Below are 16,652 nucleotides of genomic sequence, written 5' to 3' on the forward strand. Positions count from 1 at the left end.
AAACTGGAATTATCTCTGGCAAATGATGTAAAGCTTTTCGTATATGTTAAAGAACTATTTCAAAATTGCAGTTAGAAATCTTCTCAAGCACAAGCTCCATACTGGGATCAACCTGATTGGCTTATCCTTAGGTCTGGGAGTAAGTATTTTGATTTTTTTCTTCGTTCAGTTTGAACTGAGTTTTGAGACTTTCCATCAAGATTTAGATCGGATGTACCGAGTCAAAACACATGAGCGGATTGACGGGGAAATGAAGGAATCCTACTCATCCCCGGTAGTCCTTGAATCAGCTTTCAGAGAGGAGTTCCCCCAAATTGAGGCAATTACTGGCGTTACCAATGCAGACGTTCAGGCAATCTTGCCTGATCAGAGTACTCAAAACCAAAGAATCCGCTTGGTTCATCCAGACTTTTTAAAGATGCTCAACTTTCCCTTGATCAAAGGAGATATTTCTTCCCAGCTGGTGGATAAATACTCTGTGGTGATCACCGAAAAAGCTGCCAAGCTATACTTTGGGTCTGCAGATCCAATAGGCCAATCACTCCAACTGAAAATGGGAGAGGACTTTGTAGACTATAGAGTTTCAGGACTTTTGAAAAACCCGCCTGCCAATAATTCCATTCCCTTCGAAATTCTAATGCCGATTGAAAACATGGATTTCTTTGCGGATAAGGAGAGTTTATCCTCTTGGTACAATGTATGGGGATTTAATCTGGTTAAGCTGAATAATCCGGAACAAGTAGCCTCTATTCATCAAAGTATGGAAGCTTTTATGAAAAAGTCTCTGGGTGAGGATTATGAGGAAGGCGGACTTTACTTTACGCTTACTCCATTGGCTGATATGCACTTTGCTGAAGGGGCAGGGAATGGGGCAGTGGAAACAACCCAAAAATCTTTGCTCTGGATTTTGTCGGGTATAGCCTTTCTGGTATTACTCATTGCCTGCATTAATTTTACCACGATGGCTATCGGAAGGGCAACCTCAAGGGCTAAGGAAGTCGGAGTAAGAAAGACCATGGGAGCCAGTTTTAGCCAACTGATCATTCAGTTTATGATGGAGGCCTTTTTGACAACCTTAGCAGCCTCCGTAATTGGGGTAGTGCTTGCCGAGTTGTTCCTGCCCACTTTCAATGATCTTTTTCAAAAAGAACTAGATATCGTCTATGGACCTACTCAGTTTGGGATTTTGGCTGGGCTGATTGTATTTATTTCAGGATTGGCTGGAGCCTACCCTGCCTTTTTTCTATCCGGACTGCGTCCAATTAAGGTATTGAAAGGAAATCTTTCCTTCCATTTTGGGAAGCAAGGCCTTCGGAAAGGGTTGGTTGCTTTTCAGTTTTTCATCTCTTTCCTACTTATTGCCACCACCTTGATTATGGTCAATCAGATGAACGCAATTCAGGAATATGACTTGGGTTTTGATCAGGAGCAGATTCTGATTGTGGACATGCCGGATTATCCTTCCCAAAACTTTGTAACTTCTTTGAAAGAAAGTTTTAGAACTGCCGAGAGTTTTCGTCAGACATTGGTGTCACGAACAGAGATTGCCTCCACAGCTTTGACTGTTGCTACTTATGGAGATGATGCCTTTTGGCAGGTTGGATTTCCTTTGGAAGATGGAACGATGTTTTCGTTCAAAGTCAACTTCGTTTCGGGGGACTATATGGAAACACTAGGCATGGAGCTTTTGGAAGGAAGAACCATTAACCCTGCTGTGGGAGCTGACAGTAGTGCCCTGATCATCAATGAGGCTTTTGCTAGGGCATTTAATTGGGAGGATCCTATGGGAGAAATGCTGCCAAGAACCGATTTTGAACCCCATCAGATTATTGGAGTGGTGAAGGATTTTCATCATGCCTCGCTTTACCAACCTATAGAACCCGTGATGATTGCTAAGTCTCCTATGGCCGTATTCAGTGGGATTACCAATCTTATGATCAACTCCAGCACCAATCCTAAGCTGCTTGTTCGTGCTGCAGGTAGTGATATCAATCAGGTTCGAAGCGTGATCGAAGCGGAGTGGGAAAAACAGTTTGCAGGCCTACCTTTGGAAATTTCTTTTTTGGATGAAACGGTTGAAGCTCAGTACCAATCTGATCGGAGATTGGGGAAAATGGTATTTATCGCAGCATCACTTGCTATTTTGATTGCGGCTATGGGATTGTTTGCTATGGTTGCCTTGTCGATCGCCGGACGGACCAAAGAGATCGGAATCCGAAAAGTCCTAGGAGCATCAAGCTGGAGTATTTCGTGGCTTTTTGGAAAGGAGTTTATTGTCACTACGCTGGTTGGGGTAATAGTAGCGCTTCCGCTGAGCATCTATTTGATGCAAGGCTGGCTGGATCAATTTGCGGTCAAGGGTTGGCCTTCCTGGATCAGCTTTGCGTTACTGGTTATTGGAGGAATTACATTCACCCTTGCTCTAGTCTATGCTCAATCTCTCAAGGCCAGTTTGAGTAATCCGGTGAATACCTTGAAGGATGAATAAAAAAGTATCAAGACCTTAGAAACAAGATCAAAGAAGCTAGAGGCTAGAAACAAATAACCACCAACTTAATACCAAACAACCCGACTAAACCAGCCATAATAGATCTTCAAAACTTTTATTTCCTGATAATGCTCAAAAACTACTTAAAAATAGCCTGGAGAACCCTTCTTCGCCAAAGAATATTCTCCCTTATAAATGTTTTGGGCCTAGCAATAGGCTTAGCATGCTTTCTTTTACTGGCTTCTTATGTGAAATTTGAGCAATCCTATGATTCATTTCAAGAGGATTCTGACCGAATATTTAGAGTTTCTCAGCATGTTCGTGATTTTGGGAATTCTGCCTGGGCTGGGGGAGCTGTGGCCCCTATGCTTCGTAAAGAGTTTGGGGAGCAGTTGGAAGAGATTGTCAGCTTAATTCAAATCAATACTTATCTCAAATCTGTCGATGGAATCAATCCCGAAGAAAGTTTCAGAGAAGATTACTTTTTTTATGCAGAGCCCGGATTTGAAAACATTGCTGGGCTAAAGGTCCTTCAGGGAAGTCTGAAAGGAGCTTTTGATGATCCTTTTAGTTTAGTCCTGACCAGATCTAAAGCAAAGCACTATTTCGGAGATGAAAACCCTGTTGGTAAAGTGCTTCTGGCTACAGGAGATATAGCTTTTGAAGTAAAGGCAGTGGTAGAAGATCTTCCAGCAAATACCCACATGAAGTTTGACTTTTTATCTTCGGTTTCCACTTTCAAAAATCTTAATAATTTTCCTCAAAATGCTGATTTTGGTAGCTTTTGGTGGCCTCAAACATTTACCTATGTCAAAGTAAAAGAGGGTCAAAATGCCCAGGCAATCAGTGATAGAATTCCGGAAATAAATGGGAATTACCGTGATCCTGCGGAGACTAAAAACTACCAATACTACCTACAACCCATACAATCCATACATCTTCAATCAGGATTTGGAGGCGAGTGGACGGCAGGTGTAGATCAAAAGACTTTGTGGATTTTCCTTTCAATCGGTGGATTTGTGCTTTTGCTAGCATGCATCAATTTCATCAATTTGGCTACTGCTCGTGCTATCAGAAGGATGAAAGAAATAGGTGTTAGAAAGGTCAATGGGGCTAAGAGAGGACAATTGATGGCTCAATTTCTGGCTGAAGCATTTTTAACAAATGCATTTGCGCTTGTTCTAGGGTTGATTTTGGTGGGTCTGGCTCAACCAATTTTCACATCCATGCTGGATTTATCATTTGAAGTTCCGTTATTTTCAGATAGTTCTTTGATAGGCATTGTTCTGGCTGTATGGATAATCTCCTCCTTACTAGCAGGGGTTTTTCCCGCATTTTACCTAAGTGGCCTCCGACCGGATGTCATTCTTAAAAACTCCCAAATTTCAGGTGGAAAAGCCTTGCTGAGAAAATCGCTGGTAGTTTTCCAGTTCGCGCTTTCTTCCCTGTTGGTTTTCTGTGCCGGGGTAGCTTATATGCAACATACTTTCCTCAGAACATCTGATATGGGCTTTGATCACCAGGGATTATTGACCGTGAAACTCGGAAATGCTGCAAAAGCCCAAATTGAGCCCCTTAAATCGTCCCTTGAGCAACAATCAGGAGTGGTTTCTGTCAATGCAATTTCCAATGCTCCCGGACTGGAAGGAGGTTGGAATCCTTCCGTAGCTTTCAGGGGAGTTGAAATAGAAGAAGCCTTTTCTATTTATGTTCAATATGTAGATGAATCCTACTTCGAAAATTTGGGAGTAGAGGTGATTGCTGGAAGAGAATTTTCACTGGATTTTCAGGATCAGGGGGAGGTAACGGAAATGATGAGGGGACAATTTCCAAAAATGGAAAATCTTGGCGTAGTTGTAAATGAATCCGCAGCAGCCATAATTGCTCAGGCAGGGCAGGAAACTCTTGGAAATGCAGTTAGAATATATACCGATGAAAATGGTAATTTATTCTCTGATTACAATGGTAATATCGTTGGAGTGGTGGAGGATTACCATACTCAGGATTTAAAAACCACCATCAAACCCACTGTTTTCCTTCCTGTAAAAAATGCAGCTTTTGATGGAAGCAATATCTTATTAATTCGAACAGGAAATGGCTTTGATGAAGCTCAAATTACTCAATTAAAAAATGCATGGAATCAAATAATTCCAGGAATTCCTTTCGATTATTCATTCTTAGACGAGCGGATTGCCCAGAATTATGCTCAAGAGGCCCGAACGGGTAATTTGCTAGGCGCATTTGCTATACTAACCTTGTTGATCTCCTGCTTGGGATTGCTAGGACTTTCCATATTCACGGCAGAAACTAAGCGTAAAGAAATTGGTATCAGAAAAGTCCTAGGAGCCTCCGTTCAGGGGATTATTTCTCAATTGTCCAAAGAGTTTATTTATCCGGTGATTTTGGCCTTACTAATAGCCTTTCCGCTTGGATTTTATTTGATGAGTCAATGGCTAGAGCAATTCGCAACTAAAGTAAATATTTCTATTGGCTTTTTCTTGGCAACGGGGATGACTTCGCTGGTATTTGCCTGGTTGACGGTGACTTGGCAGTCATGGAAAGCTGCCACTTCCAATCCAGTGAAATCAATTAAATCAGAGTAGGATCAATTATTTTTCAAAAACGCTAAGGCTATGCTCAAAAACTATTTTAAAATCGCCTGGAGGAATCTTCTCCGCAATAAGCTCCGAACAGCAATCCATATCCTCGGACTTTCTCTAGGGATTGCGATATGCTTTTTGATATTCAATATCGTATGGCACGCATACAGTTTTGATAATTTTCACCCTGATAAAGAGAGGATCTATAGAATCATCACGGAGAATGATTATGGAGAAATGAAATACAGTTATCCGGCTGCTCCAGGGCCATTGGGTGAGGTTTTAGGAGAAGAATTGGCTGGTATTGAAGAAGTAGGTAGACTCTATACCTTAGGACAAACACATGCCAGTATTCCGGAAGAAAATAAAAACTTTGGCAGGAAGAATTACATTAGTTTCGCTGATCCTGGTTTTTTTAAAGTTCTCCCAAGAACTTGGCTGGCAGGAAATCCTGAGACAGCATTACAGGAACCTAATCAGGTTGTGATTAGTGAAAAGAGTTTGAATACTTATTTTCCCAATCAACCTCTGGATCAAGTACTTGGAAAAGAGCTTCGCTATGTGGATGCTGATACCATCATGGCAACCATTGTTGGTGTTATCCAGGATTATGATGAAAACACCGATTTTATTTTTCAGGATTTCATCTCTTTTTCCACTATTAAAAAGAATGAGAAAGAAGACTGGTATGGGCTTCATTCATGGACCAATATCAATTCCAGCAGTCAGGTTTTCTTTAAATCAGGTAATGGAATCTCTGCCAGCAACTTACAGGAAGGGCTTAATGCAATAGCAGGTAAATACTATGCCGATGAAGAGGAGGGAAGCACCTCGTTTGGATTGGAACCCTTATCGGAACTTCATTTTTCTTACGGACTACTGGATGAAACAGGTGCCTCAAAAGAGCTGATTAAGGGTTTGTTGATTGTTGGAGCCATCATTTTGATTTTGGCATGTCTCAATTTTATCAATTTAGAAACTGCCCAAGCAATCAGCCGAGCAAAAGAGGTAGGGATTCGAAAAACACTTGGAGGCAACAAATTCCAGCTGATGTTTCAGTTTCTAGCCGAAACCTACTTATTGGTATTAGGCGCAACTTTGCTGGGTTTGGTGTTTTCAGACTTGATATTAAAAACCTTCCAAAGCTATCTTCCAGACGGCTTCACGATGCCGTATTTAGCAGGATATAATTTAATATTTATAGTTCTTTTCGGAGTCTTATTGACTTTGGTTTCGGGAATTTACCCATCCTTGGTTTTGGCTAATTATCAGCCTCAGCGTGCCCTGAAAGGCGAGAAAATGGGTTCGGCGAAATTCTCCTTTGGGGCCTTTTTGAGAAAAAATCTGACGGTTCTTCAGTTTACTGTGTCCATGGTCTTTTTGATTTTAGTAATGGTTATTGGCTCTCAATTGAAATATATCAGTAGTCAGCCAGTTGGATTTGAAAAAGATGCAGTGGTCTATGCTTACTTACCTTTTATGGCAGGTTTTGAAAAGGCTTCACTCCTTCAGAGCCAGGTGACTCAAATGAGTTTTGTGGAAGGAGCCAGTTTAGGAGGAGATGCCATTTCTTCTAATGGAATTTGGACCTCTGATGTGAAAGTTCCTGTAGACAGCGCAGAGATGGAATTTTTTACACAAGTGAAAAATGTGGATTCATCCTTCGTTCAAGTAAATGGAGTTGAGCTGCTGGCTGGAAGGAATTTAACTCAAAATCAAACAGAGGTTTTGGTAAATGAACGCTTTTTGAAGGAAGCAGGGATCAATTCTGCACAGGAAATTCTCGGTAGTTTCATAACAATTGGAGGAGGGCCAAAGTCTGTTGTTGGAGTGATGAAAGATTTCAATTCCCGATCGCTGAAGGAAGAGATTCTTCCTATGGTTTTTCTTCAAAACCCTGATTATTATAATGTCATCTCAGTCAAACTGGGGAAAGGAATCAACCTCGAGACAGCATTACTTGGATTAAGAGAATCATACACGAGTGTTTATCCTTTTGAGGAAATTGATTTCAAGTTTCTGGATGAGGAAATAGCGAAATTCTACGAAGAGGATCAGCGCATAAGAAACATTCTCGGTTTTTCCAGTATGATAGCCATCCTAATCTCTGGAATGGGATTGTTTGGACTTTCTTCTTTCACCATATCTCAAAGATTGAAAGAGATCTCTGTGAGAAAAATATTAGGTGCCAGTATTGCTCAGATTCTAGGACTTATCAGTAAGGAATACGTGATGCTGGTCAGCATTTCCTTTCTATTAGCAGCTTATCCAACTTATTGGCTCGCTAAAGAATTTTTGGAAAGCTATTCATACCGGATTGATATGCCTTACCTGCAATTTTTGATGGGAGGCTTGGCATTATTGGTTCTTTGCATAGGGATAGTAGGTGCTCATTTCTGGGTGGCGGCTAAATCGAATCCTGCCGAAATTCTGAAAGACGAATAAGGGATTTGGTAATATTTTAAATCAATAAGTGATTTTGTTTTTGGTGGAAAAATCGTTCGCCAGCGAACAAAAATGTTCGAGAAAATATAGGGTTGCTTAATCAAAAAGGGGCTTTAGACTTGTTCTGAGGCCTTTTTTTATGGCATGGAAGTGGAAATGGTTATTGAAGTTAATTTTCAAGTATGATACAACTCAAAGAAATCGATAAATACATTGAGTCCCGTTTCCAGAGGATTTTTATTCTAAAAGGAATAAATCTGACTATCCAACAAGGGGAGTTCCTTACTTTGATGGGCCCTTCAGGAGCGGGGAAGTCCACCTTGCTGAATATCATAGGAATGTTGGACGAAGACTACGATGGGGAATATTTTTTTGGAGAAAAAAATATCCGTAAAATGAAGGACAAGGAGAGATCCAATCTGCACAAAAGTGAGTTTGGATATATTTTTCAGGCTTATCATCTGATAGATGAATTGACTGTTTATGAAAATATAGAAACGCCACTTCTTTATAGAAATGTGGCTTCATCCGAGCGGAAAAGCATTATTGCAGATCTTTTAGATCGCTTTAACATGGTAGCCAAAAAGGACCTCTTCCCTGCTCAGTTGAGCGGTGGACAACAGCAATTGGTGGGAATCGCTAGGGCTGTTGCCGGCCGACCAAGTTTGCTTCTCGCGGATGAACCTACAGGAAATCTTCATTCCACTCAGGCCAAGGAAATAATGGAGGTTTTTCAAGAATTGCATAAAGAGGGAACCACCATCATCCAAGCTACTCACGCTAGAGAGAATGCGGATTATGGAACCAGATTAATCAATCTATTGGATGGAAAAATTGAAAGTGATGAACAGCTATAAATTTCTAATTACCCTTTTGACTTTTGCTTGTTGTTCCTTTGGAACTTATGCCCAGGATACTCTTAGGTTGGATTTTCGTCAGGCAGTAGAATTCGGACTTGATGCAAATCTGGAGTATAAAATTCAGGAGAATAATATGGAAATCCTGAAAAAGCAGAAGCAGGTAGCGGCACTATCTCATTTGCCCTCTGTGGGAATCAACTCTAATTTATTGAGGCAAAGTGGTCAGCAATTTCAACAAGTAGAAGGTGAAATTGTAGTTACCAATGTCACCAATGAAATTGTTTCCGGAGGATTAAATATGAATATACCTGTATTCAATGCGGGCAGGAGAATTTTGGATACTCAATCGGCAAAGCTGGCATTTGAGGCTGGAGAAAAGGGCTTGGAAAGGGCCAAACAACAGGTAGTATTCGATGTAGCTCAAAGGTATTTACAGGTTCTATTGGATCAGGAGTTATTGAAAATTGCGATAGAAAATCTGGAAAATCAGCAGGAGCAACTTCGGCAAATTGAGGGGTTCGTAGAGGCTGGATTAAGAACTGTTTCTGATTTATATAATCAGCAATCTGAAGTTGCCAGACTGCAATCCGTAAAGGTGGATGCGGAAATTCAGTTGGAAAATGATCTTTGGTCTTTATCAGAATATCTGCAATTGGAGGCGGGTAAAATTCCTGCTTTGGAACCCGTTGATCCTACTAATTCATCGGTAAGCTTTGCCGGGCAAAATCTGGGAGAATTATACGAGTTGGCTATGGCAAACCGTGCTGATATGAAGCAGCAGGAGCTTTTGGTAAGCTCTACCAAAAAAGATGTGCAGGCAAGAAAGGCTATGTACTTTCCTAGGGTTTCCGCTTTTTATAATTACAATACCTTTTTTACATCCTTAGATAGTAGAAGCCTTAGGGAGCAGTTATTAAGGATATATCCTCAAAATACGCTCGGCTTGAATCTGGTGATTCCCATATTTTCCAATTGGCAAACCAGATTGGATGTGAGTAGAGCTAAAGTAGCCTATGAAAATCAGCAATTGACCCTACAGTCTTTGGATAGAAGGGTGTACCAAGATGTGAGATTAGCCTGGCAAAATTATAAAGCAGCTAAATTGAAAGAGCAAAATACCGGGTTACAAGTTTTGGCAGCAGAGGAGGCGAGAAATGCAGTTCAGGAGCGCTTTAGATTGGGGATTTCCAATTTTGTAGATCTATCTGCGGCTAACCAGCAATTTGTAGCTGCCCAAGCAGATCAAGCTCAGGCAATTTACACCCTATATTTTCAGGAGGTATTAATGCAGTTCGCTTTAGGAACTTTGAGCACTGATTAAAGCCAATCTGATTATTCGCAATCATGCCAGTTGCTTTATTTTCTTTGCTTGACTGATTGGATACTTCGACTTCGCTCAGCACGGGCGACCGAAGACCCAGCCACGGCAGGCAGGCGAAGCTTCCGGATTCTAATCCTTTCAGCAGAAAATAAGCCGTATTTTTGTCAATACTGGTAAGAAAGCGGTTATCCATATAAGCCAATTAGAAGGGAAGAAAAAAAGCAGACCCATAAAGTCTGCTTTTTTTGATTTAGTTGTGGTAGTTGGTTTTGTTTATAACATTGCAAAGAACATATCCAAATCAGGAATTAGGACGATTCTCGTTCTTCTGTTGATAGCCATATTTTCTTTAGAATCGTTGGCAACGATCGGCATATAGCTCGCACGACCCGCAGCGATCATTTTTTCAGGAGCTACACCAAAATCATTTTGAAGCTTTCTAACAATAGAGGTAGCTCTTTTTACAGATAGATCCCAGTTATCCTGAACAACTGCATTAGAGATGGTTCTTGGGTCTGTATGACCTTCTATCATCACCTGAAGGCTAGGCTCAGCGTTGATTACTTCTGCCAATTTCTTCAATAGGGGATCTGCTTTGCTGTTGATTCTGTAAGATGCGGTATTGAAAAGAAGTTTGTCAGAAACAGAGATCATCACCACCGTCTGATCAATGCTGATTTCTACGTCATCTTCTTCACCTCCGGTGTTTTCAGTGATGTTTTGCTTCAGATTATATTCCACTGCCAAGTTTACAGAATCCTCCAAAGTCTTAGCTTGAGCAAGCTTCTCAGGATCCACCTTTGCTAAAGTTTCAGTCATCTTTTGCTTTGAGTTTTTGGACATGACGGTTCCTGACTCGATTGAATACAATGAGTTATTGGACTGAGTCAAGGCATCATTGGTGTCTCTCAAAGAATTGATTCTCGCGTTGTATTCTGCTACTCTAGCCTCAATGGCTGCCATTTTTTCTTCCAATTCAGCCTTTTCCTGATTGGTCATGGCTAATTCTGTTTGAGTCTTGAAGAGATTACTCTCCAACTCGGTGTACTTCTTTTTAGACACACAGGACACTAAAACACTTGCGCTAAGTATGCCTGAAAGGATCAAAGAGTTTTTCATGGTTTTAAAATTTGTTTTTCAAGTCGATTAAAATCTGCCATGTTTAGAAATTCTTTTGTTTCCTGGCAGAATTGATTTCTAGGTTTATTCTTCTTGATCCAAAAGAACTGCCAGTGATTTTCAGAAATCATATAATGGCTTAATCAATTGAAAAACAATGATTTACTTTTTTTACATAAAAAAATCCCATCGAAAAGATGGGATTATCACTAAGCAAACTGGGGAATTATTCCACAGAATCTATTCCATGTAACGGTTTACAACTTTAAATTCATTCATCACCCGATAGGCAGCACGGGTAATGTCAGACTGAAAACTAGGGGATTCAAAATCAAATTTAGCAGCGGTATAACCTTGCCAAATAGTGTTTCCTCTTTTATTGTCAATAACATAAATGACTAGCATTCCATTATTCTCCTTGTACTTGATTTGGTTGTAGGTTTCGTCCTTCTCCAGTTCTTTATCTTTGTCCTTTTCCAAATCCCTTTCCAATACCCGGCTTCCTGTCCTCTGCAACCAATAATCAAACTCGGGCTGCACATATCCTCTATAACGGATCGAATCGGTAAAAATCTTATAGCTGACCAATAAGTCTGGTTTATCAGTTTTCTCTACAAAGCCCTGAGATCCCAATCTAGCTCCAATGGTAGCATTTAAAACCGGCGTGATTGTTTCAATTTCAGGTTCGTTGATCTCAACAAATGCAAAAGTTTTATATCGTTTGAAGGTACCCTGGTAATTGTAATCGTATTCTGTAATGTAATCTTTTTGGGTGAAGCAGCTTGAAATTACCAAAACAAGCAAGACTAGGTAATAGGTAGAGTTTTTCATATGATATGAATTTATGGTTGACTAAGGCCGATATTTTTAGATTCAAACAAGTCATAGGAAAGTCGAGGTTTTCACTAGCTCCCTTTGATACATTTTAGGGAATTCCTTTAGCAGAAAAGCAATTGTTTCTCAATTTATCCTCTTCTATGTTTGATCGGAAAAAGCTGAATTTTCTAACTCAAAAACCAAACTGCTTTACCAATACTTTGTTTCAAGTTATTGATATTCAACTTCCTGTCTTATAATTTAAAAAGATATTTGCGTTTAATCCATATACTGGATCAATCATTTAAAATTTTACTGAAAATTCCCGAAAAATATCTTTTACACATATACGATGTGTTAAAAGCTTCTGGTTTTTAGAGAGTTAAGAAAAAATATTACTTGCCGCTGTATAATTGATGGAAAACAGAGAATTGAAGCTGATTTTTTGAAAATCGATTGGTTTTTTGTTCCATAAAACCGACCTGAACAGCCAACTGACTTTGAATTCGGTATCCTAATCCCCCATAAAGCCGATTTCTGTCGAAGTATTCCACCAAACCGTCTAACTTTTCTCCGTTGATGAATAATTCGTCATAAAGCTGTAAATACCAACTCCCTTTTTCACTCAAGCTTTTAGAATTGAGCGGGACATTTAGAAATAATGCATACCTAAATCTGCTGCGAAATGGAGAGGATTCAACCCATCTTTGTTCGTATCGGAAACGATGCATGATTCCTACCTTGGATACTTTTTGCCTTAAAATTGCTTCCTGATATATTCTGCTTTCAGGAACAGAAACCGTACTCTCTCCCGGTGGTTGTGTAGTGATATTTCCGTATCCAAGAGTGAAGCTTGCGCTTCCGTCTTTTAAATTATATTGCAATCCGGTTCTGATTAGAAGTTGCTCTAAATCCCCGACTATGTTATGGTTTCTATATTGTATTTCACCATGAATAGCCCAAGGACTTTCCCGAAATCTAAAGTTTCCAAAATACATATACCAAGAGCCTAATTCCGGGTTATTTTGGCCAAATGAAGAAAAGCCAGAAATTAGAAATAGAAATAAAAGGGAAAGGGGTAGTGTCTTTTTCACAATTCAAATTAAACTTAGAATTAGAAAAGGTCAATTTTTCATGGAAAATTTAAATTCAATTCTTCGGGAGGTTAGAAATTGCAAGCTTTGTGAAGCCCATCTTCCATTAGGAGCCAATCCAGTGCTTTCGGTAAATTCTCAAAGTAAAATTCTAATTATCGGTCAAGCACCGGGAACCAAAGTTCATGCAACAGGTATACCCTGGAATGATCCAAGTGGAAATGAGTTAAGAAGATGGCTGGATGTGGATACAACTACTTTTTATGATCCCGAAATATTTGGAATTATGCCTATGGGCTTTTGTTATCCCGGTAGAGGAAGGGGAGGAGACTTGCCTCCGAGAAAGGAATGCGCACCTACCTGGCATTCTATGTTATCTTCACAGATGCCTAACCTGAAGTTGATTTTATTAATTGGTGCTTTTGCCCAATCCTATTATTTGGGAGAAAGAAGAAAAAACAATCTGACGGAGACGGTGAAAAATTTCAAAGAGTATTTACCAAATTATTTCCCTTTGGTTCATCCATCCCCAAGAAATAGATTATGGATGAGAAAAAACCCTTGGTTTGAAACTGAAGTGTTGCCCGAGCTTAGAGATAGAGTTCTCGCTCTTATCTGAATGGATTTTCTTTTTGCTCCAATGCACAATTTTCCTCTGACAATTCCCACTCTATGGTGTAATGACTCAGAGGATATTTTTTGAGGGTCTCTTGAACTTGCTTTTTGGATTCAAGCAATTCTTTTAGGTTTTGAACCTGTTTCAAGCGCACATGAGCAGTAAAAACGTGGTGAGCGCCTTCCATTGACCAAAGATGGGTATGATGAATGGATTCAACTATTGGAAGAGCACACAACTCTTTTTTGATTTGGTCTAGAGAAATATCAGAAGGCACTGCCTGAAGAAAGATATACAGGGTTTCTTTCAGATTTTTTAAAACATTCCAGAGAATGAAAAGGGTGATACCCAAGGATAAGACAGGGTCAATCCAAGGCCAATCGAAAAATAAGAGAAGTATTCCGCCAATTAAAACAGCTACCCAACCCAAAACATCCTCAATCAGATGCCAGCTGATTACTTTTTCATTTTGGGAATGTCCGTGACCCACCTTCCAAGCTGCATAGCCATTGACAATTACCCCAAAAATTGCAAAAAAGATCATACCTTTTGCATCACTTACTTCTGGGGTTATGAGCCTTTGAATTGCTTCATTTATGATAAAAACTGAGCCAATAATTAGCACCATTGCATTGATTAGGGCGCCTAAAAGTGAAAATCTACCGTAGCCAAAAGAGAAACTATCGTTGGCTTTTTGCTTGGATTTTTCTTGTAATCCCCAGGCCAATCCTAAAGACAGGGAGTCTCCCAAATCATGAATGGCATCTGATAAGATGGCTACTGAATTTACCCAAAATCCACCAACCAACTCTAAAATGGTAAAACCCAAATTCAGAAAAAAAGCAATCTTTAAATTATTGCTATCCTGTGGATGGTGGTGATGTTCACGCATAATTATCGAAGACAGTTTTTAAGTCCTTCTCTAATTGGAGTAGGGTAGATCCCATATTTTTGCTGGATTTTTTTGGAATCAAAGCAATAATCCTGGTCTAGTTGATATCGAAGTTCTTTAACCTCTTTAAGTATAGACATAAATAAGGATAAAACAGAAATAAGCCAGGCTGGCATAACTTGAACCTGATGCGAGCTTCCCAATTCTTCATTTAGGATACGCACAATTTCTTCTAAGCTGGGATAGGAAGAGTCAGTTGGTAAATTCCAAGCTTGATTCCAGGAATCTTCCTGCAATGCCAAAAAAGCAGTGGCTTTGCCTGCGTCAGGGACATAAGTAAAAGAATGCTTTTTGGAAGCTGAGTATAGCCATTGGGGTTTCTTACCTGACTTCATTTTTGAAATAACCATTTCATTTAACATACTATTGCTAGCACCTGGGCCATAAAAATCCGCTGATCGGGCTACAAGTGCTTTTAATTTTTTGGAAGCTACCTCCGACCAAAGCATTTCTAATATTTGTTTCCTGATTTTACCTTTATTACTGCTTGCCTCCAAAGCAGTTTTTTCAGTCAGGTGAGAAATTTCTTCCGGGTCTAAAGCATACATGTTATCAAAAAACACCAGTTTGGCTTGGTTTGCAATAGAAGCGTCTAATGTATTTCGCATGATAACAGGCCATTATTTCGCCCATGCTTTACTGGAATACTGGATGCCTACCAGTAAGAAAATCAGGTCTGCTCCTTCACAGGCTTGATGGACTGAATTTGAATCTAAAATATTACCCGCAAATAGGATGTCAGTATGATTAATTTTTTGAGGCTTTCTGCTGAATTGAACAAGTTGATAATCAGTTTTAGCCAGTTCCAAAGAAACATATTTCCCAATATTCCCATTTGCACCAAGGATAACTGCTTTTTTCATAAGTTCACATTTTGAGTTTAAAAGTTTTTTGGAATCTAGCAAAGCTTACCTTTATTTTAATTTGGATTACTTGTGTTCTGCTCGATTTCAATTACTATTTTTTTATGAAAACTATTTTTACTTTTTAGTTTTAAGTTTTTCTACGAAAAATCCCATTGATAATCTGGGTTTTTCTATGAATTTCAGGATAAAAATTGAGTTTGTCATCAAACCTCAAAGCTTTCTAGGAGGCAACTTATAGGGAAAGTTTCTTTGGCTTGGTAGCCAAGGATAAAAGTGCGATGGTGGAAAGGATTAGAAATGTACCTAACCAATCCATAGCAGTAAAAGAGACTCCCAGCCAAACAACAGCCATCATGGCTGCAGATAAAGGTTCAACGCTACATAACAAAGATGCTGTTTGAGCTCCAATCAATGGAATGGCGGTGAGAAAAAAGAAAAATGACAACAGGCTTCCAAAAACAATGATATAGCCAAATGCGGCAAATGACTCTACATCCCAAACTCCGTTTATCTGCCATGGCTGAAGGTAAATGGCAAAGAACATGCCGCCCAAAAGCATTCCCCATCCCGAGACGGCTGCTGCAGAATGTTTGGCAAGTAATTGAACAGGATAGATGGTGTAAAAAGCCAATGCAAGTGCCGATAGGAGCCCCCAAATCAAAGCTTGCGGTGAAATAACCAAAGTAGACCAAGTTCCGTGGGTGACCAACAGAAATGTGCCCAATACGGCAAAAATCATGGATGCCATTTCAGCTAAAACAGGCCACCTTCTGAACTTAATTGCATAGAAAGAAACCACGAATACAGGTCCGATATATTGGATGACTGTTGCGGTGGCAGCGTTGGATAGTCGAATGCTGTAGAAATAGCTGAATTGTACTGCCCACATGCCCAGAATACTAAAAATTATCAGTTGGGTAATTGAGCTTTTAGATTTCCATATGGAAAGGGTTTCTTTTTTGGATTGGAAGAAACTAAAAACCAAAAGCAGTGCTCCGGCAAGGATCAGCCTCCAGCAAACCAACCAAGAAGGATCTATATTTTTTTGTTCGAATAAAAACTGGGCACAGTTTCCTGAAATTCCCCAAAAAATAGCTGCCGCCAAAGCAAGAAGCATTCCTTTGGTTTTGATCGAATCAGCCTTTTGAGCAGTCATTGGTTGCGTGTAAAAATTTCTTGAAATAGCATTCTCAAATTGGGAAAAGCAATAGGGGAAATTAAAATTTCTGACTATCCGTAATCATGCAGGTAGCCAATTTTTCTTTGACTGATTGGAAGACCGATGACCGAAGACCGAAGCATCCGGATTTTGATCCTTTGGGCTAATAAGAAACCAAATTTTCCTTTTGTTATCAGGAAAACGGATATACCTATTAATTTTTCATTGAATTTTATATTGAGGAAATGTAGAAAAAAATAAAAAAAGGCTGGAACAATTCCAGCCTTCTGTGGGCCCACCTGGGCTCGCCCCGATA

At 39.7% G+C, this 16,652-nt stretch carries 12 protein-coding genes and 1 pseudogene; 6 read left to right on the top strand and 7 right to left on the bottom strand.

The window, feature by feature from the left end:
- Nucleotides 1-43 precede the first annotated feature (43 nt).
- From FL972_RS02045 to FL972_RS02065, 5 genes are all read left to right on the top strand, one after another.
- Nucleotides 44-2,488: an ABC transporter permease gene (locus tag FL972_RS02045; RefSeq protein ID WP_144602946.1), complete on the top strand. Its 2,445-nt coding sequence runs from the start codon at nt 44-46 to the stop codon at nt 2,486-2,488.
- 128 nt (nt 2,489-2,616) lie between these two features.
- Nucleotides 2,617-5,091: an ABC transporter permease gene (locus FL972_RS02050; protein WP_144602949.1), complete on the top strand. Its 2,475-nt coding sequence runs from the start codon at nt 2,617-2,619 to the stop codon at nt 5,089-5,091.
- Between the two features lie 30 nt (nt 5,092-5,121).
- Nucleotides 5,122-7,533: an ABC transporter permease gene (locus tag FL972_RS02055; protein ID WP_144602954.1), complete on the top strand. Its 2,412-nt coding sequence runs from the start codon at nt 5,122-5,124 to the stop codon at nt 7,531-7,533.
- 182 nt (nt 7,534-7,715) lie between these two features.
- A complete protein-coding gene (locus FL972_RS02060) occupies nt 7,716-8,390 on the top strand; it encodes an ABC transporter ATP-binding protein (RefSeq protein WP_091655573.1) in 675 nt (224 codons plus the stop codon).
- The gene (locus FL972_RS02065) at nt 8,359-9,714 is read left to right on the top strand and encodes a TolC family protein (protein WP_144602959.1); all 1,356 of its coding nucleotides are present in this window, start codon (nt 8,359-8,361) and stop codon (nt 9,712-9,714) included. The genes FL972_RS02060 and FL972_RS02065 overlap by 32 nt, the downstream gene beginning before the upstream one ends.
- Nucleotides 9,715-9,987: 273 nt before the next feature.
- Here the strand turns inward: FL972_RS02065 and FL972_RS02070 are convergent, their stop codons facing one another.
- The 3 genes from FL972_RS02070 to FL972_RS02080 all read right to left on the bottom strand — a co-directional run bounded on the left by FL972_RS02070 (nt 9,988) and on the right by FL972_RS02080 (nt 12,743).
- A complete protein-coding gene (locus tag FL972_RS02070; RefSeq protein WP_091655571.1) occupies nt 9,988-10,833 on the bottom strand; it encodes an OmpA/MotB family protein in 846 nt (281 codons plus the stop codon).
- 240 nt (nt 10,834-11,073) lie between these two features.
- Complete coding sequence (locus FL972_RS02075) at nt 11,074-11,664, bottom strand: DUF4136 domain-containing protein (protein WP_144602963.1); 591 nt, start codon at nt 11,662-11,664, stop codon at nt 11,074-11,076.
- A gap of 380 nt (nt 11,665-12,044) precedes the next feature.
- Nucleotides 12,045-12,743, bottom strand: coding sequence for a DUF2490 domain-containing protein (locus tag FL972_RS02080; RefSeq protein ID WP_250161265.1), 699 nt, complete (start codon nt 12,741-12,743; stop codon nt 12,045-12,047).
- A gap of 40 nt (nt 12,744-12,783) precedes the next feature.
- On the opposite strand from FL972_RS02080, the gene FL972_RS02085 reads away from it, so the two are divergent.
- Nucleotides 12,784-13,362 carry a uracil-DNA glycosylase family protein gene (locus tag FL972_RS02085; protein WP_144602966.1) on the top strand — a complete coding sequence of 193 codons (579 nt, stop codon included), beginning with the start codon at nt 12,784-12,786 and terminating at the stop codon, nt 13,360-13,362.
- Here the strand turns inward: FL972_RS02085 and FL972_RS02090 are convergent.
- The 4 genes and pseudogenes from FL972_RS02090 to FL972_RS19510 all read right to left on the bottom strand — a co-directional run.
- On the bottom strand, nt 13,355-14,251 hold the full coding sequence (locus tag FL972_RS02090; protein ID WP_144602970.1) for a cation diffusion facilitator family transporter: 897 nt from the start codon (nt 14,249-14,251) through the stop codon (nt 13,355-13,357). The genes FL972_RS02085 and FL972_RS02090 overlap by 8 nt on opposite strands.
- 2 nt (nt 14,252-14,253) lie before the next feature.
- Nucleotides 14,254-15,174, bottom strand: a pseudogene (locus tag FL972_RS02095) (NAD-dependent epimerase/dehydratase family protein).
- 235 nt (nt 15,175-15,409) lie between these two features.
- Nucleotides 15,410-16,333, bottom strand: a complete 924-nt coding sequence (locus FL972_RS02100) for a DMT family transporter (RefSeq protein ID WP_186299972.1) — start codon at nt 16,331-16,333, stop codon at nt 15,410-15,412.
- 74 nt (nt 16,334-16,407) lie between these two features.
- The coding region (locus FL972_RS19510; protein WP_222115999.1) for a hypothetical protein at nt 16,408-16,652 on the bottom strand (245 nt) is incomplete at its 5' end.

Source organism: Algoriphagus algorifonticola (assembly GCF_007655305.1).
GTDB classification, from domain to species: Bacteria; Bacteroidota; Bacteroidia; order Cytophagales; family Cyclobacteriaceae; genus Algoriphagus; species Algoriphagus algorifonticola.